Annotated in this window: 30 protein-coding genes; 10 read left to right on the forward strand and 20 right to left on the reverse strand. The window is 65.7% G+C overall.

Annotation, left to right across the window (positions count from 1 at the left end):
* Positions 1-68: 68 nt before the first annotated feature.
* From ybaK to VGN93_RS05885, 4 genes are all read right to left on the reverse strand, one after another.
* Positions 69-542 (reverse strand): Cys-tRNA(Pro) deacylase, encoded by a 474-nt coding sequence (gene ybaK, locus VGN93_RS05870; protein WP_327506712.1) that lies wholly within the window; start codon positions 540-542, stop codon positions 69-71.
* A 229-nt stretch (positions 543-771) separates the two neighbouring features.
* Positions 772-1,977, reverse strand: coding sequence for a 3-oxoadipyl-CoA thiolase (pcaF, locus tag VGN93_RS05875; RefSeq protein ID WP_327506713.1), 1,206 nt, complete (start codon positions 1,975-1,977; stop codon positions 772-774).
* A 37-nt stretch (positions 1,978-2,014) separates the two neighbouring features.
* Entirely contained in the window at positions 2,015-2,704 is a 690-nt protein-coding gene (locus VGN93_RS05880) for a CoA transferase subunit B (RefSeq protein ID WP_327506714.1), read from the reverse strand.
* Positions 2,701-3,408, reverse strand: coding sequence for a 3-oxoacid CoA-transferase subunit A (locus VGN93_RS05885; RefSeq protein ID WP_327506715.1), 708 nt, complete (start codon positions 3,406-3,408; stop codon positions 2,701-2,703). Before VGN93_RS05885 ends, VGN93_RS05880 begins: the two co-directional genes overlap by 4 nt.
* A 117-nt stretch (positions 3,409-3,525) precedes the next feature.
* Between VGN93_RS05885 and VGN93_RS05890 the strand changes: the two genes are divergently transcribed.
* Together VGN93_RS05890 and VGN93_RS05895 are read left to right on the forward strand one after the other, a co-directional pair.
* Positions 3,526-4,281, forward strand: coding sequence for an IclR family transcriptional regulator (locus tag VGN93_RS05890; protein WP_327506716.1), 756 nt, complete (start codon positions 3,526-3,528; stop codon positions 4,279-4,281).
* Positions 4,282-4,341: 60 nt separating this feature from the next.
* Positions 4,342-4,995: a sulfite oxidase-like oxidoreductase gene (locus VGN93_RS05895; protein WP_327506717.1), complete on the forward strand. Its 654-nt coding sequence runs from the start codon at positions 4,342-4,344 to the stop codon at positions 4,993-4,995.
* Here VGN93_RS05895 and VGN93_RS05900 read toward each other — a convergent pair.
* Positions 4,980-5,858, reverse strand: a complete 879-nt coding sequence (locus VGN93_RS05900) for a helix-turn-helix domain-containing protein (RefSeq protein ID WP_327506718.1) — start codon at positions 5,856-5,858, stop codon at positions 4,980-4,982. The two genes, VGN93_RS05895 and VGN93_RS05900, sit on opposite strands and share 16 nt — an antisense overlap.
* A gap of 115 nt (positions 5,859-5,973) precedes the next feature.
* On the opposite strand from VGN93_RS05900, the gene pobA reads away from it, so the two are divergent.
* Complete coding sequence (gene pobA, locus VGN93_RS05905; RefSeq protein WP_327506719.1) at positions 5,974-7,146, forward strand: 4-hydroxybenzoate 3-monooxygenase; 1,173 nt, start codon at positions 5,974-5,976, stop codon at positions 7,144-7,146.
* On the opposite strand, the gene VGN93_RS05910 is transcribed toward pobA, so the two are convergent.
* Positions 7,140-8,006 carry an aminoglycoside phosphotransferase family protein gene (locus VGN93_RS05910; protein WP_327506720.1) on the reverse strand — a complete coding sequence of 289 codons (867 nt, stop codon included), beginning with the start codon at positions 8,004-8,006 and terminating at the stop codon, positions 7,140-7,142. The two genes, pobA and VGN93_RS05910, sit on opposite strands and share 7 nt — an antisense overlap.
* A gap of 31 nt (positions 8,007-8,037) precedes the next feature.
* Positions 8,038-8,964, reverse strand: coding sequence for a pca operon transcription factor PcaQ (gene pcaQ / locus VGN93_RS05915; RefSeq protein ID WP_327506721.1), 927 nt, complete (start codon positions 8,962-8,964; stop codon positions 8,038-8,040).
* 95 nt (positions 8,965-9,059) lie between these two features.
* On the opposite strand from pcaQ, the gene pcaD reads away from it, so the two are divergent.
* From pcaD to pcaG, 4 genes are read left to right on the forward strand one after another with little or no spacing between them, the layout of a single operon-like run.
* Positions 9,060-9,872: a 3-oxoadipate enol-lactonase gene (gene pcaD / locus VGN93_RS05920; protein ID WP_327506722.1), complete on the forward strand. Its 813-nt coding sequence runs from the start codon at positions 9,060-9,062 to the stop codon at positions 9,870-9,872.
* Complete coding sequence (gene pcaC / locus VGN93_RS05925) at positions 9,865-10,269, forward strand: 4-carboxymuconolactone decarboxylase (RefSeq protein ID WP_327506723.1); 405 nt, start codon at positions 9,865-9,867, stop codon at positions 10,267-10,269. The genes pcaD and pcaC overlap by 8 nt, the downstream gene beginning before the upstream one ends.
* A 6-nt stretch (positions 10,270-10,275) precedes the next feature.
* A complete protein-coding gene (pcaH, locus tag VGN93_RS05930; RefSeq protein WP_327506724.1) occupies positions 10,276-11,025 on the forward strand; it encodes a protocatechuate 3,4-dioxygenase subunit beta in 750 nt (249 codons plus the stop codon).
* Positions 11,025-11,642, forward strand: a complete 618-nt coding sequence (pcaG, locus tag VGN93_RS05935; RefSeq protein ID WP_327506725.1) for a protocatechuate 3,4-dioxygenase subunit alpha — start codon at positions 11,025-11,027, stop codon at positions 11,640-11,642. The genes pcaH and pcaG overlap by 1 nt, the downstream gene beginning before the upstream one ends.
* A gap of 69 nt (positions 11,643-11,711) precedes the next feature.
* Here the strand turns inward: pcaG and VGN93_RS05940 are convergent, their stop codons facing one another.
* The 9 genes from VGN93_RS05940 to VGN93_RS05980 form a co-directional block, all read right to left on the reverse strand.
* Positions 11,712-11,888 carry a hypothetical protein gene (locus VGN93_RS05940; protein ID WP_319323869.1) on the reverse strand — a complete coding sequence of 59 codons (177 nt, stop codon included), beginning with the start codon at positions 11,886-11,888 and terminating at the stop codon, positions 11,712-11,714.
* 121 nt (positions 11,889-12,009) lie between these two features.
* Positions 12,010-12,726, reverse strand: coding sequence for an ABC transporter ATP-binding protein (locus tag VGN93_RS05945; protein WP_327506726.1), 717 nt, complete (start codon positions 12,724-12,726; stop codon positions 12,010-12,012).
* The gene (locus tag VGN93_RS05950) at positions 12,707-13,471 is read right to left on the reverse strand and encodes an ABC transporter ATP-binding protein (RefSeq protein WP_327506727.1); all 765 of its coding nucleotides are present in this window, start codon (positions 13,469-13,471) and stop codon (positions 12,707-12,709) included. Before VGN93_RS05950 ends, VGN93_RS05945 begins: the two co-directional genes overlap by 20 nt.
* Positions 13,468-14,469, reverse strand: coding sequence for a branched-chain amino acid ABC transporter permease (locus VGN93_RS05955; RefSeq protein ID WP_327506728.1), 1,002 nt, complete (start codon positions 14,467-14,469; stop codon positions 13,468-13,470). The genes VGN93_RS05950 and VGN93_RS05955 overlap by 4 nt, the downstream gene beginning before the upstream one ends.
* A complete protein-coding gene (locus VGN93_RS05960) occupies positions 14,469-15,332 on the reverse strand; it encodes a branched-chain amino acid ABC transporter permease (protein ID WP_327506729.1) in 864 nt (287 codons plus the stop codon). The genes VGN93_RS05955 and VGN93_RS05960 overlap by 1 nt, the downstream gene beginning before the upstream one ends.
* Positions 15,333-15,540: 208 nt before the next feature.
* Positions 15,541-16,713, reverse strand: coding sequence for an ABC transporter substrate-binding protein (locus tag VGN93_RS05965; RefSeq protein ID WP_327506730.1), 1,173 nt, complete (start codon positions 16,711-16,713; stop codon positions 15,541-15,543).
* Positions 16,714-16,852: 139 nt separating this feature from the next.
* On the reverse strand, positions 16,853-17,908 hold the full coding sequence (locus tag VGN93_RS05970) for a 3-carboxy-cis,cis-muconate cycloisomerase (protein WP_327506731.1): 1,056 nt from the start codon (positions 17,906-17,908) through the stop codon (positions 16,853-16,855).
* Positions 17,909-17,955: 47 nt separating this feature from the next.
* Positions 17,956-18,483 carry a GNAT family N-acetyltransferase gene (locus VGN93_RS05975; protein ID WP_327506732.1) on the reverse strand — a complete coding sequence of 176 codons (528 nt, stop codon included), beginning with the start codon at positions 18,481-18,483 and terminating at the stop codon, positions 17,956-17,958.
* A gap of 17 nt (positions 18,484-18,500) precedes the next feature.
* Positions 18,501-19,079: an XRE family transcriptional regulator gene (locus VGN93_RS05980; protein WP_327506733.1), complete on the reverse strand. Its 579-nt coding sequence runs from the start codon at positions 19,077-19,079 to the stop codon at positions 18,501-18,503.
* A gap of 141 nt (positions 19,080-19,220) precedes the next feature.
* On the opposite strand from VGN93_RS05980, the gene VGN93_RS05985 reads away from it, so the two are divergent.
* Together VGN93_RS05985 and lepA are read left to right on the forward strand one after the other, a co-directional pair.
* Positions 19,221-20,471 (forward strand): MFS transporter, encoded by a 1,251-nt coding sequence (locus VGN93_RS05985; RefSeq protein ID WP_319322180.1) that lies wholly within the window; start codon positions 19,221-19,223, stop codon positions 20,469-20,471.
* Between the two features lie 61 nt (positions 20,472-20,532).
* Complete coding sequence (lepA, locus tag VGN93_RS05990; protein WP_327506734.1) at positions 20,533-22,365, forward strand: translation elongation factor 4; 1,833 nt, start codon at positions 20,533-20,535, stop codon at positions 22,363-22,365.
* A 34-nt stretch (positions 22,366-22,399) separates the two neighbouring features.
* Here the strand turns inward: lepA and VGN93_RS05995 are convergent, their stop codons facing one another.
* From VGN93_RS05995 to VGN93_RS06005, 3 genes are all read right to left on the reverse strand, one after another.
* Complete coding sequence (locus tag VGN93_RS05995) at positions 22,400-22,618, reverse strand: hypothetical protein (RefSeq protein WP_327506735.1); 219 nt, start codon at positions 22,616-22,618, stop codon at positions 22,400-22,402.
* A gap of 104 nt (positions 22,619-22,722) precedes the next feature.
* Positions 22,723-23,469: a F0F1 ATP synthase subunit A gene (locus VGN93_RS06000; RefSeq protein ID WP_327506736.1), complete on the reverse strand. Its 747-nt coding sequence runs from the start codon at positions 23,467-23,469 to the stop codon at positions 22,723-22,725.
* Positions 23,470-23,782: 313 nt separating this feature from the next.
* Positions 23,783-24,505 (reverse strand): pyridoxamine 5'-phosphate oxidase family protein, encoded by a 723-nt coding sequence (locus VGN93_RS06005; RefSeq protein WP_327506737.1) that lies wholly within the window; start codon positions 24,503-24,505, stop codon positions 23,783-23,785.
* 118 nt (positions 24,506-24,623) lie between these two features.
* On the opposite strand from VGN93_RS06005, the gene VGN93_RS06010 reads away from it, so the two are divergent.
* Entirely contained in the window at positions 24,624-25,976 is a 1,353-nt protein-coding gene (locus VGN93_RS06010) for a PLP-dependent aminotransferase family protein (RefSeq protein ID WP_327506738.1), read from the forward strand.
* Here VGN93_RS06010 and VGN93_RS06015 read toward each other — a convergent pair.
* Complete coding sequence (locus tag VGN93_RS06015) at positions 25,973-26,698, reverse strand: type 1 glutamine amidotransferase (RefSeq protein WP_327506739.1); 726 nt, start codon at positions 26,696-26,698, stop codon at positions 25,973-25,975. The genes VGN93_RS06010 and VGN93_RS06015 overlap by 4 nt on opposite strands.
* Positions 26,699-26,800: the final 102 nt, after the last annotated feature.

Raw genomic sequence — 26,800 nt, forward strand, 5'->3', positions numbered from 1 at the left:
CATGCCTGTCTGTTCTCAAAATGGATGAAAGAAACTTAGTGTGCTTATTGCCGGAAGAGAAGGCGCAATCAGGCGATGACCGGCGCCGAAATCGCCTTCAGCGCGGTAAGCGCATCGCGGGGCGCCAGCCGCACCTGCAAACCGCGCTGCCCGCCGTTGATATAGACCGCCTCATGCACGAGTGCGGCCTCCTCGATTGCCGTCGGCACCTGCTTCTTCTGGCCGAACGGGCTGATGCCGCCGACCACGAAACCGGTGAGCCGCTCGGCATCCGCCGGCTTCATCATGTTCGCCGCCTTGCCCTTGAAGGCGCTCGCCAGCTTCTTCATGCTGACCTCGCAATCCGACGGCACGATGACACAGACCGGCTTGCCATCCACCTCCGCCATCAGCGTCTTCAGCACGCGTGACGGATCCTCCCCCAGCGCCTCGGCGGCCTGAATGCCGACGCGGTCGGCCGTCGGATCGTAGTCGTAGGTATGGACGGTGAAGGACGTGCCGGACTTGGCAAGGGCCTGGGTGGCGCGGGTGGTTTTAGACATGGCGGGCCGTCATCGAAGCGGAAGGATCGGTCCGCATGGGTGCCGGAGCGGCGGGGCCGTGTCAATTGTCGTTGGCGAAGCAGCCTCTCATCCGGCTGCCGCCACCTTCTCCCCGCAAGCGGGGCGAAGGGATATGCCGCATCGTTTTCCTAATTCTCTGCCGTAGAGTTGGGCACGTCCCCTCTCCCCGCTTGCGGGGAGAGGGTTAGGGTGAGGGGCTACCGCAGCCTCAAGCCCGCTCCAGCGCCACGGCAATACCCTGCCCCACGCCGATGCACATGGTCGAAAGCGAACGCGACTTGCCGGTCAGTTGCAGCTCCAACGCCGCCGTGCCGGTGATGCGGGCACCGGACATGCCGAGCGGGTGGCCGAGCGCGATGGCGCCGCCGTTCGGGTTGACGTGGTCCGCATCGTCGGCGATGCCGAGTTCGCGGAGCGTCGCCAGGCCCTGCGAGGCAAACGCCTCGTTGAGTTCGACGACGTCGAAATCGGACGGTTTCAGGCCGAGGCGGGCGCAGAGACGCTGCGTCGCATAGACCGGGCCGATGCCCATGATGCGCGGCGGCACGCCCGCCATGGCACCGCCGAGAATGCGGGCGATCGGCGTCAGGCCGTATTTCCTGATCGCCGCCTCCGAGGCGATGATCAGTGCCGCGGCGCCGTCGTTGACGCCGGAGGCATTGCCGGCCGTCACCGTGCCGCCCTCCTTCTTGAAGGGCGTGCCGAGCTTGGCGAGCGCTTCCATCGTGGTCGCGCGCGGATGTTCGTCCTTCTCGACGACGACCGGATCACCCTTGCGCTGCGGGATGGTGACGGGGGTGATTTCCTTCGCCAGCCGCCCGTTCGCCTGTGCTTCGGCGGCCTTGGCCTGCGAGCGCACGGCGAAGGCGTCCTGGTCCTCGCGCGACACCTTGAAATCCTCGGCGACGTTCTCGCCGGTTTCCGGCATGGAATCGACGCCGTACTGCTTCTTCATCAGCGGGTTGACGAAGCGCCAGCCGATCGTCGTGTCGTAGATTTCCGCATTGCGCGAAAAGGCCGTCTCGGCCTTGGGCATCACGAAGGGCGCACGGCTCATGCTTTCGACACCGCCGGCGACGATCAACTCCGCCTCACCCGCCTTGATGGCGCGGGCGGCGGCGATGACGGCATCCATGCCGGAGCCGCACAGCCGGTTGATCGTCGTGCCGGAGACCGAAACGGGCAGGCCGGCAAGCAGCGAGGACATGCGCGCGACGTTGCGGTTGTCCTCGCCCGCCTGGTTGGCGCAGCCGAAGATGACGTCGTCGACGGCCTCCCAGTCGATGCCGGCATTCTTCGCCATCAGCGCCTTCAGCGGGATGGCGCCGAGATCGTCGGCACGCACCGCAGAGAGCGAGCCGCCGAAGCGGCCGATGGGCGTGCGGATATAGTCGCAGATATAGGCTTCGCTCATGGTCTTTCCTTAGATTTCCGGCCTCAGATTTCCGGTCTCAGATTTCCGGCACGACGAGATCGGCGACGGGGCCGTCGACATGGAGTTTCGCGCCCGTCATAGCCTGCAATTCTTCGAACGTCATGCCCGCCAGCTTTTCGCGCAGCACGAAGCGGCCGCCGGAGACGTCTATCACCGCATGGCTCGTATAGATGCGGGTGATGCAGCCGACGCCGGTGAGCGGGAAGGTGCATTTTTCGACGAGTTTCGGTTCGCCATTCTTGGTGACGTGCTCGGTGATGACGACGACCGATTTGGCGCCGTGCACCAGGTCCATCGCGCCGCCGACGGCCGGCACGCCCTTGGAGCCGACACGCCAGTTGGCGAGGTCGCCGTTCTCCGCCACCTGGTAGGCGCCGAGGATCGCGACGTCGAGATGGCCGCCGCGCACCATGGCAAAGCTGTCGGCATGATGGAAGAAGGCGGAGCCGGGCTTCAGCGTGACGGCCTTCTTGCCGGCATTGATCAGGTCCCAGTCCTCCTCGCCGGCCGGCGGCGCCTCGCCGAAGTCCAAAAGGCCGTTTTCCGTATGAAAAATCGCCTCGCGGCCCGCCGGCTGGTAGCGCGCCACCATTTCGGGAAAGCCGATGCCGAGGTTCACATAGGCGCCATCGGCAATGTCCTGCGCCGCGCGCCAGGCGATCTGGGCGTTGGAAAGCTTGATGTCTTCACGCGTATCGACAGTCATGCGTAGGTCACTCCTGCGCGGATGAGATCTTCTTCCTGCCGGGCATCCGTAACTTCCACGATGCCGTCGACGAAGATGCCGGGGGTGACGACGTGTTCCGGTTCGATGCCGCCCGGCTTCACCAGTTGCCCGACCTGCACGATGGTCTTTGCCGCCGCCATGCACATCAGCGGGCCGAAATTGCGGGCTGCCTTGTTGTAGGTGAGGTTGCCGTGCGTATCGCCGACATGCGCCTTCACCAGCGCGAAATCCGCCTTCAGCCAGCGCTCCTGCACATACATGCGGCCATCGAATTCGGCGGTCGGCTTGCCCTTGGCGAGTTCGGTTCCGTAGCTGGTCGGCGTGTAGAAGGCCGGAATGCCGGCGCCGCCGGCGCGGATGCGCTCGGCGAGCGTGCCCTGCGGCACCAGTTCCAGCTCGATCTCGCCGGCCAGATAGCGATCGGTGAAGGCGCGCGGATCGGTCGAGCGCGGGAAGGAGCAGATCATCTTGCGGACCATCCCGGCATCGATCATCGCGGCGATGCCGATACGGCCGTTTCCGGCATTGTTGTTGATGACGGTCAGGTCCTTCGCGCCCTTGTCGATCAGCGCGTGGATCAGCTCGATCGGCGCGCCTGACCCACCGAAACCGCCGATCATGATCGTGGCGCCATCGCCGATCCCGGCCACCGCCTCCGCCAGACTTTTGATGGTCTTGTCCATGCAAAATCTCCCTTTGTTGCAGCAGAGGTAAATCCGAAGGGGAAAAGCGGCAAGGTATTTTGTGCGTTATTTGACTTTTGTTCAATTATCGCACAAACCGCAGAAAAGCGAGGGACAATGCGCGAGACGGATTTCATCGGCGGGTTTGCCAAGGGGCTCACGGTCATCGAGGCCTTCGGCGAGACAAAACCGCGGCTCACCATCACCGACGTCTCGAAGGAAACCGGACTCGACCGGGCGACGGCGCGGCGCTGCCTGCTGACGCTCGCCGAACTCGGCTATGCCGCCTATGACGGTAAGTTCTTCGAGCTCACGCCAAAGATCCTGCGGCTCGGCCATGCCTATCTTTCCGCGACGCCGCTGCCGCGGCTCGTGCAGCCCTATCTCGATCAGCTCTCCGAAAAGGTCGGCCAGAGCGCATCGGCCTCGGTGCTCGATGGCACGGAGATCGTCTATGTGGCGCGCGCGGCGCAAAAACGCGTCATGTCGATCAACCTGATGCCGGGCTCGCGGCTGCCCGCCTATTGCGCCTCGATGGGCCGCGTGCTGCTTGCAGCGCTGCCCGAGGCGGAGGCACGGGCGATCGTGGAGGCGTCCGACCGGCCGGCGAACACGCCGTTCACGAAGACCGACACGGACGACCTGATGGCGGAATTTGCCCGCGTGCGCCGGCAGGGCTATGCGGTGATCGACCAGGAACTGGAAATCGGCCTCTGCTCCATCGCCGTGCCGCTGGAAAACGCCCGTGGCCGGGTCGTCGCGGCGCTCAATATCGGCGCGCCAGCAGCACTTGCGACCGCCGGCGAGATGGTCGAGCGCTACCTGCCGGCGATGCGCGAGGTGCAGGCGGCGCTCCGGCAGGTGCTCGCCTGAGCCGGCCTTGACAGAGGTCAGGGGACGACCCCACCTGTTGCAGTGCAGCAGGAGACCGCCATGCGCGACGACGACGACAGCAAGCTCACCCGCACCAAACGCAAATGGGCGGACGAGGGAAAATTCCTGACAGGCCACATCACACGGCCGGAGACCGACCGCCTGCCGCCGGGCCAGCATCTGGTGAAAAACTGGCCGGTGCTCGATCTCGGCCAGCAGCCGGTGATCCGCCCGGAAAGCTGGCGGCTCGACGTGAAGGGCGGCGCGGAAAACCCGACATCCTTCAACTGGACGGATTTCCTGGCACTGCCGCAAAGCCAAAAACTCTCGGACATCCATTGCGTGACGACGTGGTCGCGCTACGACAATCGCTGGGAAGGCGTTTCCACCCGCGACCTGCTCGACCTCGTCATGCCGCGGCCGGAGGCGGATTTCGTGATGCTGACGAGTTATGACGGCTACACGACCAACCTGCCGCTCGCCGATTTCGCGGCGGAAGACGCCATTCTCGCCACCCATTGGGAAGGCACGCCTCTCTCCGTAGAACATGGCGGCCCAATGCGCCTCGTCGTGCCGCATCTCTATTTCTGGAAAAGCGCCAAGTGGCTGACGCGCGTGGATTTCCTGCCCGGCGACCAGGCCGGTTTCTGGGAGCGCAACGGCTATCACATGCGCGGCGACCCGTGGCGCGAGGAGCGTTATTCCGACGACTGAGTGGCCAGCCGCACCCGTTCGCGAAGCCGCCAGGCGCGCGGCGTCTCGCCGGTCTCGCGCAGGAAATAGCGCGAGAAATAGGCGGGGTCGGCAAAGCCGAGGCGCAGGCCGATCTCCTGCGCCGGCATGTCGGTGAAGACGAGTTCGCGCTTCGCCTCGTCGATCATCTTGCGGCCGATATAGGCATGCGCGGAAAGCCCCGTCGCCACTTTCACGATGCGGTTGAGATGCGTCGGCGAAATACCGAGTTTTTCCGCATAGAAACCGGCCGGCCGCTGCGCGCGAAAATGCTGGTGGATCAGGCCGTTCAGATGCTCCATGCGCCGCGCTGCCGCGCCCTCCGGCGCATCGTCACGACCTGAAAACCGCGCCGTCAGCATCAGCACCGAGGCCAGATAGGCTTCCATCAGGTCGGTGCGGCCGCTGCGCCGGGCCGTCCATTCGGCGGCGAGCCGTTCCAGCGTCGCGATGACGAAGGCGCCGTCCGGATCGCCGGCATCGAGCGGCGTGACATGGGGCTTCGCGACGAAGCGCCCCATCTCGCCGGCCAGGCGCAGATGCGAGGCGAGCATGGTGAAGACGTGGCCGTCCACGTCGCGCGAGAAGCGAAAACCGTGGTTGACGGCGGGCGGCACGGTGACAATGGCCGGCGGCGTCAGCGTCGCCCGCTCTGGCCCGAACAGGGCATCTCCCGATCCTGCCGAAATGTACAGGATCTGGAAAAAGCTCTCGTGCCGGTGCAGGCCGATCTCATAACGGTGCAGGCTGCTGCGCGACGGGATCGTCTCGCAGTGCAACCAGAAATCCGGCGCATTGCCGGCCCGTTCGCCATAGAGATCATAGGTCGGGACGTGTCTGGTCATGCCGGCACCGTCGGTTTACGATGTTCGATTTGTACAATTTCTGGGCCGATCCGTCCATTGCCCACGCCCGCCCTTCTCGCCGACAATTTGCGCAATGCCAGGTCGGGAGGATGTCATGCGTGTTCAGGTCGCCATTATCGGCTCGGGTCCATCGGGGCTGCTGCTCGGGCAGTTGCTCGGCAATGCCGGCATCGAGACCGTCATCCTCGACCGCTCCAGCAAGGCGCATATTCTGAGCCGCGTGCGCGCCGGCGTGCTGGAGGAAGGCACGGTCGGGCTGATGGAAAAGGCGGGCGTCGGCAGCCGCATGCGGGCCGAGGGCCTGCCGCATAACGGGTTTTCGCTGGCTTTCGACGGCCGCGACCACCGCATCGACCTGTTCGATCTCACCGGCGGCAGGCAAGTGATGGTCTATGGCCAGACGGAGCTGACGCGCGACCTGATCGAACAGCGCGAAGCCGATAGCCGGCTCACGATCTACGAGGCGGTGAATGTCACGCCGCACGATTTCGACGGTGCCGCGCCCTATGTGACCTATGAGAAGGATGGCATCACCCATCGCATCGACTGCGACTTCATCGCCGGCTGCGACGGCTTTCACGGCGCGAGCCGCAAGGCGGTGCCGGAGACGGCGATCCGCACCTTCGAAAAGGTCTATCCCTTCGGCTGGCTCGGCATTCTCGCCGAGGTGCCGCCGGTGAGCGAGGAGTTGATCTACGCCAACCATCCACGCGGCTTCGCGCTCTGTTCCATGCGGTCCGAGACCCGCAGCCGCTACTATATCCAGGCGGCGCTGGACGAGAAGATCGAGGCATGGTCCGACAGCCGCTTCTGGGACGAACTGCGCCGCCGGCTGCCCGCCCATCATGCTGAGGCGATGATCACCGGTCCGAGTTTCGAGAAATCGATCGCGCCACTCCGTTCCTTCGTCGCCGAGCCCATGCGTTTCGGCCGGTTGTTCCTCGTCGGCGACGCCGCGCATATCGTGCCGCCCACCGGCGCCAAGGGGCTGAACCTTGCCGCGAGCGACGTGCACTACCTGTTTTCCGGCCTGATCGAGCACTATCAGGACCGCTCGAACACCGGCATCGACGCCTATTCGGCGCGCGCGCTCGCCCGCGTCTGGAAAGCCGTCCGCTTCTCCTGGTGGATGACCACCATGCTGCACCGCTTTCCCGAGGCCGGCGATTTCGACCAGAAGATCCAGGAAGCCGAACTCGACTACCTTACCCATTCACGCGCGGCGGAAACCGTGCTGGCGGAAAACTACGTCGGCCTGCCCTACTGACGGGCGGCCCAGGCGGCGACCGAGGCGATCATCGTTGCGTGGTGTTCCGGCGCGTCCGCAAGGGCTGCCAGTTCCCACAGGCGATGCACGCCGGTGAGGAGATGGATGCGGGCGCGGTCGAGCATGCGGCCGGTCAGATGCTCGTAGCCGTCGACGATGCGGGCGGTCAGGTCCGGGCTGATGAAGTTCGAATAGATGAAATCCTGGTGCAGCGGGCCGAAGCCGGAATCGGCGAAATCGTAGATTCCGTTCAGCCGGCCGGTGGCGTGGTCGAAGGCCATGTTCCAGCCGTGGCCGTCGAAGAAGCCGTAGGTTTCGCCATGAGGGTCTGGCGGCAGGGCGCGCCAGCCGGCGATCGTTTTCTCGGCGAAGCCGTGCAGTTCGTCCGGTAGGAGCGGCAGGGCGCCGGCGGCAATCGCATCGGCATCGAGCCAGCGCTCGACAGGCAATGCGCCGGCCGCCGCCATCACGCCGCGATCGAGCGAATGGAGCTCGGCATAGAAGCGGGCGAGCGTGTCGCCCAGCTGTTGCCGCGCGGACTCCGGCAGCGCCTCATATTGCGCCGTCTCGAGGTGTTCGCCGGGAATGATCGCGTGTTCGGAGAAGAGCGGTTCACCCTCATGCAGGCGAAGGTTTGGAACGCGCGTCGTCACATGCGGGCGGACGGATGCCAGGATCGAGGCCTCGCGGCGCAGCGCCCGTTCCGCCTCTTCGCCCTGCGGGAACTTGAAGACGAGGCGGTCGTCCACCGCCACGGCACGCGAATGCCAGCCGCCGGGGAGCGGCCGGAAAGTGGTCGCCGCCAGATCCGGATGAACGGCAATGATCGCGGCGCGAGAGGTATCGAGTTCGTCTGTCATGCCCCTGCCATAACGGAGGCGCGACGGCGGCTCAACCCGCCGGCGACACCGTGCCCGCCACCTCGCGGATCGTCTGCATGAGGATGACGAGCGGCAGGGAGGGCACGGCGTCGGTGCGCATGGTGAGGCCGACGGGGCCCTTCGTGCCGCTGGTATCGATCGGCAGCGCGGCAAGCATGCCCTCCGCGATATCCGCCGCGACGACCCCTTCGGAGATGATCCAGATCGCATCGCTCTCGCGCACGAAGGCGCGGCCGAAGGCGTCGGAGACGGTCTCGATCTGATTCGCCAGGCCGGCAATGCCGTGGGTAATGAGAAAACTTTCGACGAAGGGGCGGATGATCGAGGCGCGCGTCGGCATCAGCACCGGATAGGCGTCGAGCCCGGCAAAGACGGCGCTGCTCGCGGCAAGCAGCGGATGGCCGGCGCGCACGCAGAAGACCACCTGTTCCGAATAGAGATGCTCGAAGGAAAAGCCCGCCATCTTCTCGGGCGCCGCGAGCCGGCCGACGACGAGGTCGAGATCGCCGACGCGCAGCTGTTCGAGCAGCACGGCATTTTCCCCCGTGACGATCTTGATGCGCGCGCCGGTGCCTTCCTCGAGGAAAAGCCGCATCGCCTTCGGCATGATGCGCGTGGAAACCGTCGGCAATGCGCCGATGCGGATCGGCGGGGCATCACCGGAGAGCGCCTGTGACACGGAATCGAACCCTTGGCGCAGCGCCGTCAACGCCGCGCCGGCGTGTTTCAGAAAGACCTCGCCGTAGCGGGTGATCTTGATGCCGCGGCCGTCGCGCTCGACGACGGCGACGCCGAGAACCTCCTCCAGCTCGCGGATCGTCTTGGTCACGGCGGGCTGGCTGACATGCAGAAGTTCGGCCGCCTTCATCACGCTCTTCTGGCGCGCCACCTCGACAAAGGTTTGCAGATGGCGGAACTTGATACGGCTGTCGACCACGGTTTCCATAACCCTCAAGTTAATGAAACGGCATGAAATATCATTTTACCTAACCAGATCAAGGGATCAATCTGGAACGACCGGAGGAGAGAGACGTGCAATTCGCAACCGTCAACGACGTCATCCTGCACCATCAGCTGATCGGCGGCCCCGCCGGGCGGCCGGTGATCGTCTTTGCCAATTCGCTCGGCACCGATTTCCGCATCTGGCGCGACGTCGTGGTGCGGCTCGCCGGCGATTTCCCGATCATCACCTATGACAAGCGCGGCCACGGCCTCTCCGATCTCGGCCAGGTGCCCTATTCGATCGACGACCACGTGCTCGATCTCGCCGCCCTGCTCGACCGGCTCGCCGTGAAAGGCGCGATCATCTGCGGCCTTTCCGTCGGCGGCCTGATCGCGCAGGCGCTTCAAGCGAAACGGCCGGATCTCGTCAAGGCGCTGGTGCTCTGCGACACGGCGCACAAGATCGGCACCGCGGACATGTGGAATGCCCGCATCGAGAGCGTCGAGACGAAGGGCATCGAGAGCCTTGCCGACCAGGTCATGGAGCGCTGGTTCACGCCCGCCTTCCGCCGCCCGGAAAATGCCGCCTATCATGGCTACCGCAATATGCTGATCCGCCAGTCGGCCGTCGGTTACGCCGCCACCTGCGCTTCGGTGCGCGATGCCGATCTTACCGAAACCGCCAAGCGCATCTCCGTGCCGACGCTCTGCGTCGTCGGCGACCAGGACGGCTCGACGCCGCCGGATCTCGTGCTTTCCATGGCAAAGCTCATTCCGGGCGCCCGTTACGAGGTCATCAAGGATGCCGGGCATATTCCCTGCGTGGAGCAGCCGGAAATGCTGACCGAGATGATCCGCGCCTTCATCGCCACCCTACCCGCCGGAGACGCGCCAAATGGCTGATGCCCACACCTTTTCCGATCGCTACCGCCAGGGCATGGTGACCCGTCGCGCGGTGCTCGGCGACCACCATGTCGACCGCGCCTCGTCAGCGGCAACGGCCTTCGACCAGCCCTTCCAGGAGCTGATCACCGAGGGCGCCTGGGGCACGGTCTGGTCGCGGCCGGGCTGGACGAAACGCGAGCGCTCCATGGTGACGATCGCGCTGCTGGCAGCGCTTGGCCATGACGAGGAGGTGGCGATGCATGTGCGCGCGACCGTCAACACCGGGGCGAGCCGCGAGGACATCGGCGAGGCGCTCTTGCATGTCGCGATCTATGCCGGCGTGCCGGCGGCGAACCGGGCGATCAAGATCGCCAAACATGTCTTCGAGGAACTGGACGCGGAACAGGCGGCCTGAGGCAACATGACAGACCTTTCCAACAAAAAACCCGAAACGGGCGCCTTCTTCTCCCGCGATCGCCAATGGCATCCGCCGGGGCTGACGCCGGGCTACAAGACCTCCGTGCTGCGCTCGCCGCAGAAGGCGCTGCTGTCGCTCGACGGCACGGTGTCGGAAATCACCGGCCCGGTCTTCGGCCATTCGATCCTCGGCGAGCTCGACAACGACCTGATCCACAATTTCGCCAAAGCCGGCGAAAGCGCCATCGGCGAGCGCATCATCGTGCATGGCCGCGTGCTCGACGAGCGGGCGCGGCCGGTGCCGGGGGCGCTACTCGAATTCTGGCAGGCGAACGCCGGCGGGCGCTACCGCCACAAGAAGGAAACCTATCTCGCGCCGCTCGATCCGAATTTCGGGGGCTGCGGGCGCACCATCACCGATGAAGACGGCCATTACGCCTTCCGCACCATCAAGCCCGGCCCCTATCCCTGGCCGAACGGCGTCAACGACTGGCGCCCGGCCCATATCCATTTTTCCGTCTTCGGCCACGGTTTTGCACAGCGGCTGATCACGCAGATGTATTTCGAGGGCGACCCGATGATCTGGAAGTGTCCCATCGTGCAGACCATTCCGGACAAGGCGGCGATCGAGCAGCTCGTCGCGGCCCTCGACTGGGGCAACACGATCCCGATGGATGCACGCGCCTACAAGTTCGACATCGTGCTGCGCGGCCGCCGCTCGACGCTCTTCGAAAACCGGATGGAGGGCAACTGATGGTCCAGACCCTCGGCACCCTCAAGGAAAGTGCCTCCCAGACGGCGGGGCCTTATGTGCATATCGGCCTGACGCCGAACTTTTCCGGCATCGGCGGCGTCTACGACAGCGATCTCGGCGCCACCATGGTCAACGAGAAAACGCTCGGCCGGCGCATCACCATCACCGGCCGCGTGCTGGACGGTACCGGCACGCCGCTGCGCGACGCGCTGATCGAGATCTGGCAGGCGGATGCCGCCGGCCTCTACAACAGCCCGTCGGAACTGCGCGGCAGCGCCGACCCCAACTTTTCCGGCTGGGGGCGCTGCGCGACGAACGGCGAGACCGGCGAATACCGCTTCGAGACGATCAAGCCCGGCCGTGTTCCCTTCAGGGACGGCCGCCCGATGGCGCCGCACATCTCGTTCTGGATCGTTGCCCGCGGCATCAATCTCGGCCTCAACACCCGCCTGTATTTCGGCGACGAGGAAACGGCCAATGGTGAGGACCCCGTACTCGCCCGCATCGAACACCGGGTGCGCGTGCCGACGCTGATCGCCGCCGTGGCGGAGGGCGACAGCTACCGGTTCGACATCCATCTGCAGGGTGAGAAGGAAACAGTGTTCTTCGATATCTGACGTTAACGTCAAAAGACCCGGATGCAGGGGAACATCCGGGCCTTCGGGGAGGTGTCAGTGGGGCGACGCTTACTTGCAGATCTTGATCTTCTTGACGACCAGATTGCCGTAGTAGTCGTAGGAGTGAATCTTCTTGACGAAGCAATGCGGCTGGTAGCCGTAGCTGTAGTAACCGGCCTGCGACGGGGCGGCGAAGGAAACGGCGGCGACGATTGCGACGGTGGCGGAAACGATGATCTTGCGCATGGGGGTCTCTCCTGATTGGTTGGCCTGATCTCTGTGATGGATGAGCCTCTCTCATCCAGTGATCAGACTTTCCCACATCGCTTGGCTGCCCGCTGTTCCGTGTGGAACAGGGACCTGCGGCTCAGTGCAGGCCGCCGACGCCGAGCAGGGTTTCGACCGTGTACTGGTCTGCGGCGAGGGCCGCCGGTGTGCCGGTCCAGGCGATGCGGCCACGTTCGAGAATGATGACCGCGTCGGCGAAATCGAGCGCGCTCTGGATGCGCTGTTCGACCAGCAGGATGGTCATTTCGCCGGAAGCCGCGAGCGTGCCGAAGGCCGCCATCAGTTCTTCGCAGATGACGGGGGCGAGGCCCTCCAGCGGTTCGTCGAGCAGCAGCACGGAGGGCTGGCCGAGGATGGTGCGCGCCGTCGTCAGCATCTGCTGTTCACCGCCGGAAAGCTGCGAGCCGAGGTTTTTGCGCCGCTCCCTCAGGCGCGGAAACATGGCGTAGGCCTCCTCGATCGCCGTCCGCGGCCGTGCCTTCAGGCCGACGAAGAGGTTCTCCTCCACGGTCAGCGTCGGGAAGACGTCGCGCGATTGCGGCACGTAGCCGAGGCCCTTCAGGGCGCGCGAAGCGCTGTCGATGCCTTCGATCGGCTGGCCGTCGAGGCGAATCTCGCCGCCGTAGCGTTTCGTCTGGCCGGCGAGCGTCGCGAAAAGGGTGGATTTGCCCATGCCGTTGCGGCCGAGCACGGCGAGTTTTCCCCCAGCGCCGGCGGAGAAGGAAATGTCCTCCAGCACCCGCGTCGGGCCGTAGCCGGCGGAAAGGCCGGCGATTTCAAGCGACGCTGCGGGCATCGGCATAACTCCCGAGATAGGCCTGGCGGACGCGGGCGTCCTTCGTCACCGCATCCGGCGATCCGTCGAAGATGATCTCGCCCGCCGCCAGCACGATGACGCGCTTGGCGAAGCGGAAGACGAGGTCCATGTCGTGTTCGATCATCAGCACGGCGAGGTCGGCCGGCAGGTCGGCGATCGCCTGCTCGATGCGCGCCGTATCGCTCTGCGGCACGCCGGCGGCGGGCTCGTCGAGCAGGAGGACCTTCGGCTTCAGCGCCAGCGCCAGTGCAAGCTCCAGCAAGCGCTGCTGGCCGTAGGCGATCTCGCTGACGCGGTGGCCGGCCAGGTGCGCAATGCCGAGCTTGGCGAGCAGGGCGTGGGCCTCGTCCATCACATCGGGCATGGCGCGGTGGCTGGCAAACATTTTTCCCGCACGACCTTCGCGCTGGAGGATGGCCAGCGACACATGCTCCTCCGGCGTCATCTCGGAAAAGAGGCGCGTGACCTGGAAAGAGCGCACGAGGCCGCGGCGCACGCGCTGGGTCGGGCCCAGGCGCGTGACGTCCTCGCCGCCCAGCGTCACGGTGCCGGAATTCGGCAGGATATTGCCCGTAACGAGATTGACGAAGGTCGTCTTGCCGGCACCGTTCGGGCCGATCAGCGCGACCCGGTCGCCCGGCGCCATCGACAGCGAGACATCGTTGGTGACGGCAAGGCCGCCGAACATCTTTTTCAGGTTGCGGACGTCGAAGATCGTGCTCATCGGCCCTTCCTCCCGCGGCGTTCGAAATAGGCGGCGACGGAGCCGTACAGGCCCTTCGGCGCGAAGAGCACCACGGCGATCAGGAGCGCGCCGACGATGGTGAGCCAGTGGAACGGGTTTGCGGCGGAGACGACGTCCTCGAACCACATAAAAGTTATGGTGCCGATCAGCGCGCCGTAGAGCGAGCCGGTGCCGCCGAGCACGAGCATGACGAGGGCTTCAGCCGAGAGCGTGAAGGACAGGCTGTCGAGGCCGACGACCTGCGTGGAGATGGCGTTGAGCGCGCCGCCGGCACCGGCGACCGCGCCGGAAATGGCGTACATTTTGATCAGCGTGCCATGCACCGAGGCGCCCATGGCGCGCACGCGCAGCGGATCCTGCCGGATGCCGCGGCAGAGCATGCCGAAGGGCGAGCGCACGATCTGGCGCAGGATGACGAAGGCGGCGACGAGCAGCACGATGCCGAAGACATAGGCCGTGCGGCCCCAGAGATCGAACTGCCACAGGCCGAAGACGGCATCGGGCATGATGCCGGCGAGGCCATCGCTGCCGCCGGTCCAGCCGGACGCCTTGTTGGCGGCCTCATGCGCGAGATGGATGATGGCGATGGAGAGCACGAGCTGCGGCAGGCCATGCGCCCGGAGCACCACCACGCCGGAGACGAGTCCCGCAAGTGCGCCGGCGACAATGCCGACAGCAAGCATGGCGATCGGGTCGGTGATGCCGAAATGCGCGGCCGCGATGCCCGCGCCATAGGCGCCGGCGCCGAAGAGCGCGGCATGGCCGAGCGTCGCGACGCCGCAATAGCCGGTGACGAGATCGAGCGAGAGGACCAGCATCGCGATCGCGGTGATGCGGGTGAGCAGCGCCAGATTGTTCGGGAAGAGGAAGTAGCCGACGACGGCGAAGGCGGCGATGACGAGAACGCCGATCGCGTCGCGCGTCAGCCGGGCGCGGGGGTCGCCGGTGGTGGAAAGGGACGTCGTCAGGAGCGCCATCACTTCGCCCTCCCCGCAAGGCCGCGTGGAAAGATCCAGACGATGGCGATGACCGCGAGGTAGAAGAAGAACTCGCCGAATTCCGGCATGAGGTAACGCCCCGTCGTGTCGATGGCGCCGAGCAGCAGGCAGGCGGCGAGCGCGCCGGGAATGGAGCCCGCGCCGCCGACCGAGACGACGACGAGGAAGGTCACCATGTAGCGCAGCGCATAATAGGGCTCGATCGGCAGAAGCTCCGCGCCGACCACGCCGCCGAACGCGGCCAGGCCGACGGCGACCGCGAAGCTGACGGCATACACGACCTGCGTCTTGACGCCGAGCGCCGCGGCCATCGCCGCATTGTCGACGGCGGCGCGCAGTTTGACGCCGAAGGCCGTGCGCTCGATGAAGTACCAGAGGCCGAGCGCCACCGCGAGGCCGCAGGCGATGACGAAGAGGCGGTGCGCCGAGACGGTGCGGAAACCGAGGCTGACGGACTGGCGCAGCGCCTCCGGCGTCGGGATGGTTTTCAGCGTCGGGCCGAAGACATAGTTGGCGATGCCGATGATGCAGAAGGTGATGCCGATCGTCATCAGCACCTGCGTCAACTCCGGCTGGCCATAGATGCGGCGGTAGAGCAGGCGCTCGATGGGGATGGCGATGAGGATGCTGCCGACGACGGCGATGAGGACGGCGAAGGCATAAGCGAGACCAAGGTCGCGCGCAGCATAGGAAGCGATGTAGCCGCCGATCATCGCGAAGGCGCCATGCGCCAGGTTGACGACGCGCATCAGGCCCATGGTGACCGAAAGCCCGATGGAGATGACGAAGAGCACCATGCCATAGGCAAGGGCATCGACACCGATGCTGAAGACCGTTTGCATTTTTCCGTCCTGGTGTTGCGTACAAGGCTCGGTGTTGCCGGCCCCTCATCCGGCCTGCCGGCCACCTTCTCCCCGCAAGCGGGGCGAAGGGATATGCCGCTCAGTCTCGCCAAGCCACTACCGTCTCGCAGGGCACGTCCCCTCTCCCCGCTTGCGGGGAGAGGGTTAGGGTGAGGGTGAGGGTGAGGGTGAGGGGCGAATCCCCAGCCTACTTCGCAGCCGCCAGTCCCGGATCGCCCTGCTTTTCAAACGTCTGGATTTCCTTGTTGTAATAGATCCCATCCTCAGCCTTCGCCACTTCGCGCAGATAGATGTTCTGCGTGATGTGCCGGCTTTCCGGGTCGATCGTCACTGGCCCGCGCGGGCTTTCCCAGGAGAGGCCCTTCACGGCCTCGACGGCCTTGGCCGCGTCCTGCTCGCCGCCGGTCGCCTCGATCATCTTGTAGATGACATGCATGCCATCATAGGCGCCGACCGCGGGGAAGGAGAGTTCGGCGGGGTTGCCGATCGCCTTGACGGCGGCTTCGACGAATGTCTTGTTTTCCGTGGAATCGTGCGAGACGGCGTAGTGGAACGTCGTCTGCAGGCCGAGGGCCGCCTCGCCCAGCGCCGGCAGGTCGGATTCCTGGGTCAGGTCGCCGGGCGCGAAGAATTTGATGCCGGCATCCTTGAGGCCGTTTTCGTTGAAGGCTTTTACGAAGCCGAGCGTCGTCGGGCCGGAGGGCAGGAAGGCGAAGACGCCCTCGGCGCCCGAATCCTTGATGCGCTGCATGATCGGCGAAAAATCGTTGGTCTGGAGCGGCATGCGGATCGCCTCGACGACCGCGCCACCGGCCGCCTCGAACCCGGCCTTGAAGGCGGCTTCGGCGTCGACGCCCGGGCCATAGTCGCTGACGACGGAAATGACCTTCTTCGTGCCGCCGTCGACAGCGACCTTGGCGATCGGCGTGGAGGTCTGCCAGGTGGTGAACGAGGTGCGCACCACGAGGGGGCTTTTCGTGACGATGGCCGAGGTCGCGGCGTTCATCACCACCATCGGCACGTTCGCCTGTTCGAGCAGCGGCGTGGCGGCCATGGCATCCGGCGTGAAATAGAAGCCGGCCAAGTACTGCACGCCCTCCTTGACGACGAGCTCCTGCGACAGCGCCTTGGACTGGGCCGGATCGGCGGTCGGGATGTCGCGGTAGATGATCTCGATCGTATCGTCGCCGACCGTGTTGCCGTTCAGCGCCATATAGGCGTCGATGCCGGCCTTGAAATTCTTGCCCTGGAGCGCGAAGGGGCCGGAAAACGGCCCGACGACGCCGACCTTGATCGTATCGGCCTGGGCGACGCCGCCCATCAGTGCCGCCGCCAGCGCGGCGATCGCAAATTTCTTCATGTTTTCCTCCCTGAGGGCCAGCCTCCCAGCCAGTGCCCGGTCCAGTCGCAAAAGAGCGTTTTGCCAGATTGCCAGATGAAACGGTGATGTAAAATGAAAATATCCGTCAAATTCATAACTCATAAATTATGAATTTGCCCTATACCGCGCCCAGTCGCTTGACGGAGGCGATGAGGTCGCCGGCCAGGCGAAGAGACACGCCGGCAGCGGCGACCATCTGCGGCAGGATCAGCCATTCGAGCGTCCAGGCCGCCCCCGAGCGCTCCTGCTCGTGCACCGCGGCCTGGGCGAGCCCGCCGAGCTGGGCGGCATTGAAGCGCGCGAGCGTGACGAGCACTTCAGCGCCGACCGGGTTCTGCTTGTGCGGCATGGCGGAGGACCCGCCGCCGCCGGCAAGCGCGATCTCGTCGCCGCGGTCCGCCATCAGCGCCACGTCCTGGCCGAGCTTGCCGAGGCTGCCGGTCATGGCCGCGAGGAGGGCGGCGAGATCGCCGATCCGGTCGCGCTGGCTGTGCCACTGGGGGGCATCGGCGAGGCCGAGTTCGCGGGCGAGCGCCGCGCGCACCGCCGGCCCCTTGGCGCCCAGCTTTTCCAGCGTGCCGGCCGCGCCGCCGAATTGCACCGCGAGGCCGTCCTTGGCGAAGCCCTTTAGCCGACCGGCATGGCGCGCGAGCGGTGACCGCCACGATTCGATACGGTCCTTGACCGTGATCTCGATTGCCGCCTGCATGCGGGTGCGGCCCATCAGAGGGCGATCGCCGAAATCGGCGGCGAGGCCATCGAGGTTTGCAGCAAGCGCCTCCAGCCGGTTTTCGAGGATCGGCAGCACGCGCGAGAGCCGCAGCATCAGCCCGCTGTCGATGACGTCCTGGCTGGTGGCGCCGACATGGACGTGTTTGCCGTGCGGCTCGCCGACCGCCGCGCGCAACTGGCGCACCAGGTCCGGCACGACGACGCCGTCGCGGGCGGTTGCCGTCCGCAGGCTCGCGACGTCAGGGGAGAAGCGGTGCGCCGTCTCCGCAATCGCCAGAGCGGCGTCCTGCGTGATGATTCCCTCTCCGGCTTCAGCTTTCGCCAGGGCCACCTCGAAGGCGAGCATGGCTTCCAGTTCGGCGGCGGCCGAAAACAGCGCGGCGATCTCGCCGTCACCCAGGAGGCCGAACAGATAGGGGTGGTCGAAGGGAGAGAAGGTCATGGGTCCCGTGTCCATAAAAGAGGTGGACCGGGGTTTGGCACTGAAGCCTAAGCGCCCTCCCCGATCCGCTTGTAGAAAAACGTCGTCGCACAATAGCGGCCGTCGGGGTAGAGCGCATAGTCCGGAATGACGCCGGCGCGTTGCCAGCCGAGCTTCTCGTAGACGGTTTCGGCGGGACTGCCGGTGGCGGTGTCGAGCACGAGCACCGTCTTGCCACGCCGGGCGGCCTCGGTTTCGGCGGCTGTCATGAGGGCGCGGGCGAGGCCGCGCCCGCGCTCGCTCTCCATTACCAGCAGCTTCTTCACATCCGCCCGGTGCGGCTGATTCGGCATCTGGCGAATGCCGACCTGCACGGTGCCGACGATGCGACCCTCGCGCTCGGCGGCAAAGAGCAAGGTCGCATCCTCGCCAACCGCGGCGGCCACACCGTCCCAGAAGGGCAATGCATCCGCCGGGCCATAGGGCGCCATGAAACCGACGGAGGCGCCGCCGGTGACGCAATCCGACAGCACTTCGGCAAGTTCACCCAGCCGGGCGCGGGTTTCCTCATGATCGAGCAGCTTTATGTCGCTCATCTTTTTCCTCGACTATCTCAGTTGCGGCCGCGGTCCAGCACCACGGCATAATGGGCCGGCTCGGTGCCGGGGTTTTCGAAGACATGGCCCTCGGTGATGCTCATGTAGAGGCAATCCCCGGGTTCAAGGTCGTGCACGGTCCCGGCGATCGTCATGCGCAGAAGCCCGGAAAACAGCCAGACATGCTGCGTCATGCCCGCCTTCGCCGTCTCCGGCGGATAGGCGATGCGGGCACCGGCCGGAAAGTCCACGTCGATCACCTCGACGCGGGACGCCGTGTCCGGCGGCGAGACGGCACGGCGCTGGTAACCCGTCTCCGGATCGCGCCAGACGGTCTGTTTCTCGCGCCGCGACAGCGGATCGCCGTCTCCTTGCGAAAAGGCGAAGAAGGCGGAGAGCGTCAGGTCCAACGCGGCGCAGAGCCGTGAGAGCAGCTGCGCCGTCGGGCTCGCCTCGCCGCGCTCGATGCGCGAGATCATCGCACGGCTGACGCCCGAGGCGGTCGCGAGGTCGTCGAGCGTCTGGTTGCGCGCAGTGCGCAGCAGCCGCAGCCGCTCGCCGATGGCGCTTTCCAGGGGGTCGGTTTCGTTTTCCATTATTATGGAATAATTCTCTCTTATAGTGGAGTCAACCGGCATGACCCGATCTGAAAATAAATTCCGCTCATGCCGCTCCGGCGACAATGCGACATCGGCCGGGCGGATAAGGTGGCGCGGCAGAATCGGGAGGACGGACAGATGACAGGTGAGACGCAACGGGCATCGTCGCTCTTCTCCATCACCGCCATCGTCGTTTCGATGACCTTCGTGGCCGTTGGCAACGGCATCATGCTGGCCTATGTGCCCTATGTGCTGTCGCGCGCCGTCGCACCCGCGTGGGCGCCAGGCGCTGCGGTCACGGCCATCGCCTTCGGCGGGCTCGTCGGCTGCGTCATCGCCGGCCCGGTCATCCGGCGCGTCGGCCATGCCCGGGCCTTTTCCTGCTCGCTGGCCCTCGTCATCATCGCCGCCTTCCTCGTGGCGCTTGGCGTCAACCCGCTCCTCTGGATCCTGGCGCGCTGCATCTATGGCATGGCGGGCAATTCCAACTTCATCATCACGCAGAGCTGGCTGAACCATGCGGCCGACAACCGCTGGCGCGGCAAGGCCATGTCGTTCTTCTACATGGCCTATGTGCTCGGCCTCGGCGTCGGCGCCTGGCTGTTCGGGCAGATGCCGGCGGACGGAAACCTCGCGCCGCTCGTCACCATCTTCGTCACCACCATCGCGCTGCTGCCGATCGGCCTGACCCGTCTGCCCACCCCGCCGGCACCCGCCCGCGTCAGCGTCGATTTCGCCATGACGTGGCGCAATTCACCGGTGGCGCTGATCGGCGTCCTTGCCGCCGGCGGGCTGTCCATGGTCGTGCAGGGCTTTACGCCGATCTATGCCGCCACCAACAATGTCGGCCAGACGGACGTCGCGCTCCTGATGTTCGTCATGCAGTTCGGCCTGATCTTCGTGCAATATCCGCTCGGCACGCTGTCCGACCGCATCGACCGGCGCATCGTGCTGATCTTCACCTGCCTTCTGATCGCCGGCACGGCGGTCGTGGCCCTCTTCGTCTCCTTCCAGGCCTTCTTCATCCTGATGCTGGTCTTCGCGCTATGGGCCGGTGCGGTCGAAAGCGTCTATTCGATCGCCAATGCGCATGCCAACGACCGCACGGACCCAGAGGATTTCGTGCCGCTCGCCTCCACCCTGCTCGTCGCCTGGTCGGCGTCTGCGACGCTGGTTCCGCTGGCGGTCACGGCGCTCACCCCCATCTACGGCCCGAAGACGTTCATCTATGCCGCCATGGCCGTCGCACTCCTCTACGCCGCCTTCGTCGCCCATCGGCTGCGCCGTCGTGAGACCGTGCCGGTGGCGGCGCGGGAAAGCTTCGAAATCAGAAGTGCGCAGGTGCCGAATGCCGGTGCGCTCGTCGAAGGTGAAAACGCCCGGGAATAGCGGACATTCCGGTCATACAACGGTTCATTTACCGCTTTGCGGGAATCTCGGCCGCTGCTATATGGCGCGCATGAGCACCAATTCTTCGACGCCCCTCGACCATATCCGCAATTTCTCGATCGTGGCCCATATCGACCACGGCAAGTCGACGCTCGCCGACCGTCTGATCCAGACGACCGGTGGCCTTGCCGCGCGCGAGATGTCGGAACAGGTTCTCGATAACATGGATATCGAGAAGGAACGCGGCATCACCATCAAGGCACAGACCGTGCGCCTGCATTATCTCGCCAACAATGGCGAGACCTACATCCTCAACCTCATCGACACGCCCGGCCATGTCGACTTCGCCTATGAAGTGTCGCGCTCGCTGTCGGCCTGCGAGGGTTCGCTTCTCGTGGTGGATGCGTCGCAGGGCGTCGAGGCGCAGACGCTCGCCAACGTCTACCAGGCGATCGACAACAACCACGAGATCGTCACGGTGCTCAACAAGATCGACCTGCCGGCGGCCGAGCCCGACCGCATCCGCGAGCAGATCGAGGAAGTCATCGGCATCGACGCATCGCAGGCCGTGCTGATTTCGGCCAAGACCGGCCTCGGCATTCCCGACGTGCTGGAAGCCATCGTCCACCAGTTGCCCGCGCCGAAGAGCGAGGGCGGCGAGACGGCGCCGCTGAAGGCGCTTCTCGTCGATAGCTGGTACGACACCTATCTCGGCGTCATCGTGCTCGTGCGCATTCTCGATGGCGTGCTGAAAAAGGGCCAGACCATCCGCATGATGGGCACGGACGCAAAGTACCAGGTGGAACGCGTCGGCGTCATCACGCCGAAGATGGTGACCGTCGAGGCGCTCGGCCCGGGCGAAATCGGCTTCATTACCGCCTCCATCAAGGAAGTGGCCGATACCCGCGTCGGCGATACGATCACCGAGGACAAGCGCCCGACCGCCCACATGCTGCCGGGCTTCAAGCCGGCGCAGCCGGTGGTGTTCTGCGGCCTGTTCCCGGTCGACGCCGCCGACTTCGAGGACCTGCGCGCCGCCATGGGCAAGCTGCGCCTCAACGATGCGTCCTTCTCCTTCGAAATGGAATCCTCCGCCGCGCTCGGCTTCGGTTTCCGCTGCGGCTTCCTCGGCCTCCTGCATCTCGAAATCGTCCAGGAACGCCTCGAGCGTGAATTCGATCTCGACCTGATCGCGACCGCGCCTTCGGTCGTCTACAAGCTGTTCATGAACGACGGCTCGGAGCGAGAGCTGCACAACCCGGCCGACATGCCGGATGTCGTGCGGATCAAGGAAATTCACGAGCCCTGGATCCGCGCCACCATCCTGACGCCGGACGATTATCTCGGCGGCATCTTGAAACTCTGCCAGGACCGTCGCGGCATACAGGTGGAACTCACCTATGTCGGCACCCGCGCGATGCTGACCTATGACCTGCCGCTCAACGAAGTCGTCTTCGATTTCTACGACCGGCTGAAGTCGATCTCCAAGGGCTACGCCTCGTTCGACTACCAGATCACCAGCCATCAGGAAGGCAATCTGGTGAAGATGTCGATCCTGGTGAACGGCGAGCCGGTCGATGCCTTGTCGATGATGGTGCACCGGATGGCGGCGGAGAAGCGCGGCCGCGACATGTGCGAGAAGCTCAAGGAGCTGATCCCGAAGCACATGTTCAAGATTCCGATCCAGGCCGCCATCGGCGGCAACGTGATCGCCCGCGAGACCATCTCGGCGCTGCGCAAGGACGTGACCGCCAAGTGCTACGGCGGCGACGCCACCCGCAAGCGCAAGCTGCTCGACAAGCAGAAGGCCGGCAAGAAGCGCATGCGCCAGTTCGGCAAGGTGGAAATCCCGCAGGAAGCCTTCATCGCGGCCCTCAAGATGGGCGACGAATAACAAAGGGAGGCTCTGGCCTCCCTTTTTCTTTGCGCTAATCCCGCTTGATGGTTGCGAGGACCTGCCAGAGGTCCGCGCCCGTCTCGAAGACGGCGGCGTTGGCGCGGAAGCCGATTTCGGCGGAGACCAGATCGAGCATATCCATTGCCGGATCGCCTGTGCCGCCGGCGATGTTGCGGGCTGCCGTTCCGGCGCGCGCCGTTTCCGTCGCCATGCCCTGGCGGGCCGTGTTCATGATGCCGGTGATCTGCATTGCGGGGGCCTCGTTGATCGAGTGCCTTTCTACGGCATCGGCCTTTCCATCGCGTGAACCGGAAAAACCCGACCCTGTGCCGTTTCGGCACGGCCGGGTCTGTCTCAGTGACCCGGATGCAGGGCGTCGTTCAGGTACATGCAGGTGAGCATGGTGAAGACGTAGGCCTGGATGATCGCCATCAGCAGTTCCAGCGCCGTCAGCGCCACGGTCATGGCGAGCGGCAGCACCGCGCCCGGCATGCCGAGCGTGCCAAGGCTGCCCATCGAGACGACGAAGCCGGCAAAGACTTTCAGCGTGATATGGCCGGCCAGCATGACGGCAAAGAGGCGCACGGAATGGCTGACGGGGCGGGAGAGATAGGAAATCATCTCGATCGGCACGATGATCGGCGTCAGGATCAGCGGCACGCCCTCCGGCACGAACAGTTTCAGGAAACCGGCACCGTGCGTGAACAGGCCGTAGAGGGTGACCGTGGCAAAGACCAGCATGGCGAGTGCGAAGGTGACGATCAGATGGCTCGTCACCGTGAAGGCATAGGGGAACATGCCGACGAGGTTGGCGACGAGGACGAACAGGAAGAGCGAGAACACCAGCGGGAAGAAACGCATGCCCTGCTCGCCCGCATTGGCCCGAAGCGTCGCCGCGACGAATTCGTAGACCATCTCCGCGCTCGATTGCCCGCGTCCCGGCACCAAGGCGCGCCGGCGCGTGGCGAACAGCAGGAAGCCGCTGGCTGCCACGACGGTCAGCACCATGTAGGCGGAAGAATTGGTGAAGCTCAGGTCGAGCCCGCCGATCTGGAAGGGCACAAGCGGCTTGATCTCGAATTGCTCAATGGGTCCGGCCATCGGATTTCCTTGGAAAGACATCAGGGCACACACGAACGCGCACCGTGATCGCGGCGCGGCGATGCACGGCACGCGACAGGCGCGCGGCTGATTTTGGAACGGTAGGGAGTGAAGAGTTCACGCGGCGCCATCCTATCTCGACTGCGAGATAAGGGGCCGTCCCCGGAACGTACAAAGGCGCTGGTCGTCCAGCGCGCGGGTTCTCTAGCCGCTGCGCGCGCCGGTGGCAAGCCGTCCTGCCACCGGCCGCGATCACGCCTGCGTCATCCCTGCCGAAACGACGCCGGTCCTACCGCCGTCTCTTGGTAGCCGGCTAAGCATTTTCGTAGGCGTCCTGGCCGGCGAGGAGTGACGTGTCCAGCCGTCCTCCCGGCGGGAAAAGGCCGAGCATCGCGGGCGGTTCGACGCCCTCCACCAGCCGGGGACAGGTTTCGACGGCGCCGAGCACGGTCGTCACGGGAATGACGCCGGCCCAGATCGGCAGGGCGAAATCCGCCTCGTCGTCGCCCACGCCCTTGGCGCGCACCTTCGCGGCGGCCTCGTCGATCGGCATGGCGATGATCGTCGTGGCCTTGGCCTCCTGCGGCGTGATGGGGCGCAAGAGCGCGCTGCGGCCGGGATAGAAGCGGTCGACGACGTCGCGCATCGCCTCGATCTTTTCGTCGGAATCCTCGACGAGGCGCGCGGTGCCGAAACACATGGCGGAGCGGTAGTTGGCCGAATGGTTGAAGCCGGAGCGCGCCAGCACCAGCCCGTCGAGATGGGCGACCGTGAGGCAGGCGGGCGTGCCGGCCTTCAGATGACGCAGCATGCGGCTGGCCGACGAGCCGTGCCAGTAGAGCGTATCGCCCTTGCGCCAGAACAGCGTGGGTGTCGCATAGGGCTGGCCGTCGATGACATAGGCGACGTTGCAGAGCATGGCCGCATCTAGGATGGCGTAGACGCTGTCGCAGTCGTAGCTGCCGCGTTCATGCATGCGCTTGACGCGGTTGCGGGGGGTGATGGGATAGGTGGCGGTGTCGGTTTCTGCACGCATGCGATCTTGCCTTTCAAACAGGGTGCCGCCATGGTGCGCCATGCCATTGGATCGAAAAAGTACCAATCCTGGTCAAAAAATCCGAACCAATCTGCCAGATTGGTCGTCGCTCATCCCCGTGCTGCCGGCGGCGGGCAAACGCACGCCGGCGCTTTACCGGGAGCTGCGCCGGCTGATCGAGGTGGGGACCATTCCGGCAGGCAGCAAGCTGCCGCCGTCGCGCGATCTGGCGGCGCGGCTGAAGATCGCGCGCGGCAGCGTGGTCGCCGCCTTCGAAACGCTGATCGCCGAAGGTTATGCCGTGGCGCGCACGGGCGCCGGCACCTTCGTCGCCGACCGGGTGCCCGTCGTGAAGTCCGCGTTGCCAGTGGAAACGGAAAACACCGAGGCGAAAATGCCGCTGCCCGGCACGCTCGGCGTGGCAATGGCCGATGCGCGCACGCTGAACCTGTTTCGCACGCTGCTGGCGCGCCATCTCGCCCGCCCCGGCCCGGAACATTTCTACTATGGCGATCCGCGCGGCGGCGCGGCGCTGCGCCAGGCGGTCGCGGCCTATCTCCGGCAGGCACGCGGCGTGCGCTGCGAGGCGCGGTCGATCGTCATCACGACCGGCACACAGCAGGGCATAGACCTCGTTATCCGCAGCGCGCTTCAGCCGGGCGACCGGGTGATGGTCGAGGACCCGTGTTATCCAAGCGCACGGGCCGCCTTTGCCGGCGCGAGCCTCGCCCTTTCGGGCCTCGCGGTGGATGCCGAGGGGGCGGACATATCGCTGGCGACGGCGGGGGCGCGAGCGGTCTATGTGACGCCGTCGCACCAGTTTCCGCTTGGCGTGACCATGAGCATGCGCCGCCGGCTCGCGCTCATCGACTGGGCGCGCGAGACCGGCGGCTGGATCCTCGAGGACGATTACGACAGCGAGTTCCGCTTTGCCGGCCCGCCGCTCGCCGCCATGCAGGGCATGGACGATAGCGGCCGCGTCATCTATCTCGGCACCTTCTCCAAGGTGCTGTTTCCGGGGTTGCGCCTCGGCTATGCCGTCATCCCGGATCCGCTGCTCGAAGAGGTCATGGCGCTGCGCAGCCGCACCGACCGCAGCCCGCCGACGCTTGCCGAAGCCGCACTGACCGACCTCCTGCGCGAAGGCCATTTCGCCGCCCATCTGCGCCGCGCCCGACGGCACGCGCAGGCGGCGCGCGATGCGCTGGTCGCGGGGCTTTCGGCGGCCAAAAACCTTTCGGTCGCCGTGCCCGACCAGGGCCTGCATCTGGTGACCGGCCTGCCCGATTCGATTGCCGATACCGCGGCGGTGGAGATTGCGCGCAAGGCCGGGCTCGGTGTGAGGGCGCTGTCGTCCATGGCGGTCACCAACCCGCCGCGGCAGGGTCTGGTCATCGGCTTTTCCGGTTTTGCGCCCACGGTGCTGCAGGCCGCGGCGGCACGATTCGCCGCAGCCATCATGGCGCTTTAGGCGACGCGGCGGGTCTCGGCGGCGGCGATCGTCGCCACCCAGGCGCGGGCGATGGCAAGGCCGGTGGCGTCGGCGCTGGGACCGTTTTCGGCGGCGAGCGTCTCGCGCTGCTCGAGCCAGCCGGGCGCAAGCGTCGGAATGAGGTCGGGGAAGGTGCGCACCCATTCATCGACGACCGTGCGGCTCGCCTCGAAATGGAACTGCGTGCCGTAGACGGCGCGGCCGATGCGGAAGGCCTGGTTTTCGGCAGCGCCATTGGTGGCGAGCCGGACCGCGCCTTCAGGCAACGTGAAGGTGTCGCTATGCCACTGAAAGATCGGGAAGCTGCTTGCCGCGGCGGAGAGAACCGGGTCGCCGGCACCGTCCTTCGTCCGCGCGACCGTGCACCAGCCGAATTCCGGCGCCGTGCCGATGCGGTTTTCCGCGCCATAGGCGCGCGCCAGAAGCTGGCTGCCGAGACAGACGCCGAGCACCGATTTCTCCGCATCGCCGAAGCGGCGCATCAGCCCGGCCAGCGCCGGCAGATAGGCGTGGCGTTCGTCGTCGCGGGCGTTCTGCGGACCGCCCATCACGACGATGGCGTCATGCTTCGTCTCGTCGGCAGGGATGGCGTCGCCGGCATGCGGCCGGCAGATCTCGATCCCGGCGCCCGCCTCTTCCAGCGCGACACCGATCTGACCGAGCAGCGTCACCCTGTCGTTTTCCACCACCAGCACCCGCATGCGAAACTCCTGCTTCTCGATAGGACGCGACACAATCACGCCGCTTCGTTTCGTTCAAGGGTTTAGAGCATAAAGAACCCGGCTCTTTCGAGCCGGGCAAGG

This window comes from Shinella sp. (genome assembly GCF_035998705.1).
In the GTDB taxonomy this organism is placed as follows: domain Bacteria; phylum Pseudomonadota; class Alphaproteobacteria; order Rhizobiales; family Rhizobiaceae; genus Shinella.

Bases quoted from the DNA above. Each gene is read 5' to 3' on its own strand.
- ybaK (WP_327506712.1), bottom strand. From the start codon at position 542: ATGTCTAAAACCACCCGCGCCACCCAGGCCCTTGCCAAGTCCGGCACG.
- pcaF (WP_327506713.1), bottom strand. From the start codon at position 1,977: ATGAGCGAAGCCTATATCTGCGACTATATCCGCACGCCCATCGGCCGC.
- VGN93_RS05880 (WP_327506714.1), bottom strand. From the start codon at position 2,704: ATGACTGTCGATACGCGTGAAGACATCAAGCTTTCCAACGCCCAGATC.
- VGN93_RS05885 (WP_327506715.1), bottom strand. From the start codon at position 3,408: ATGGACAAGACCATCAAAAGTCTGGCGGAGGCGGTGGCCGGGATCGGC.
- VGN93_RS05890 (WP_327506716.1), top strand. From the start codon at position 3,526: ATGCGCGAGACGGATTTCATCGGCGGGTTTGCCAAGGGGCTCACGGTC.
- VGN93_RS05895 (WP_327506717.1), top strand. From the start codon at position 4,342: ATGCGCGACGACGACGACAGCAAGCTCACCCGCACCAAACGCAAATGG.
- VGN93_RS05900 (WP_327506718.1), bottom strand. From the start codon at position 5,858: ATGACCAGACACGTCCCGACCTATGATCTCTATGGCGAACGGGCCGGC.
- pobA (WP_327506719.1), top strand. From the start codon at position 5,974: ATGCGTGTTCAGGTCGCCATTATCGGCTCGGGTCCATCGGGGCTGCTG.
- VGN93_RS05910 (WP_327506720.1), bottom strand. From the start codon at position 8,006: ATGACAGACGAACTCGATACCTCTCGCGCCGCGATCATTGCCGTTCAT.
- pcaC (WP_327506723.1), top strand. From the start codon at position 9,865: ATGGCTGATGCCCACACCTTTTCCGATCGCTACCGCCAGGGCATGGTG.
- pcaH (WP_327506724.1), top strand. From the start codon at position 10,276: ATGACAGACCTTTCCAACAAAAAACCCGAAACGGGCGCCTTCTTCTCC.
- pcaG (WP_327506725.1), top strand. From the start codon at position 11,025: ATGGTCCAGACCCTCGGCACCCTCAAGGAAAGTGCCTCCCAGACGGCG.
- VGN93_RS05940 (WP_319323869.1), bottom strand. From the start codon at position 11,888: ATGCGCAAGATCATCGTTTCCGCCACCGTCGCAATCGTCGCCGCCGTT.
- VGN93_RS05945 (WP_327506726.1), bottom strand. From the start codon at position 12,726: ATGCCCGCAGCGTCGCTTGAAATCGCCGGCCTTTCCGCCGGCTACGGC.
- VGN93_RS05950 (WP_327506727.1), bottom strand. From the start codon at position 13,471: ATGAGCACGATCTTCGACGTCCGCAACCTGAAAAAGATGTTCGGCGGC.
- VGN93_RS05955 (WP_327506728.1), bottom strand. From the start codon at position 14,469: ATGGCGCTCCTGACGACGTCCCTTTCCACCACCGGCGACCCCCGCGCC.
- VGN93_RS05960 (WP_327506729.1), bottom strand. From the start codon at position 15,332: ATGCAAACGGTCTTCAGCATCGGTGTCGATGCCCTTGCCTATGGCATG.
- VGN93_RS05965 (WP_327506730.1), bottom strand. From the start codon at position 16,713: ATGAAGAAATTTGCGATCGCCGCGCTGGCGGCGGCACTGATGGGCGGC.
- VGN93_RS05970 (WP_327506731.1), bottom strand. From the start codon at position 17,908: ATGACCTTCTCTCCCTTCGACCACCCCTATCTGTTCGGCCTCCTGGGT.
- VGN93_RS05975 (WP_327506732.1), bottom strand. From the start codon at position 18,483: ATGAGCGACATAAAGCTGCTCGATCATGAGGAAACCCGCGCCCGGCTG.
- VGN93_RS05980 (WP_327506733.1), bottom strand. From the start codon at position 19,079: ATGGAAAACGAAACCGACCCCCTGGAAAGCGCCATCGGCGAGCGGCTG.
- VGN93_RS05985 (WP_319322180.1), top strand. From the start codon at position 19,221: ATGACAGGTGAGACGCAACGGGCATCGTCGCTCTTCTCCATCACCGCC.
- lepA (WP_327506734.1), top strand. From the start codon at position 20,533: ATGGCGCGCATGAGCACCAATTCTTCGACGCCCCTCGACCATATCCGC.
- VGN93_RS05995 (WP_327506735.1), bottom strand. From the start codon at position 22,618: ATGCAGATCACCGGCATCATGAACACGGCCCGCCAGGGCATGGCGACG.
- VGN93_RS06000 (WP_327506736.1), bottom strand. From the start codon at position 23,469: ATGGCCGGACCCATTGAGCAATTCGAGATCAAGCCGCTTGTGCCCTTC.
- VGN93_RS06005 (WP_327506737.1), bottom strand. From the start codon at position 24,505: ATGCGTGCAGAAACCGACACCGCCACCTATCCCATCACCCCCCGCAAC.
- VGN93_RS06015 (WP_327506739.1), bottom strand. From the start codon at position 26,698: ATGCGGGTGCTGGTGGTGGAAAACGACAGGGTGACGCTGCTCGGTCAG.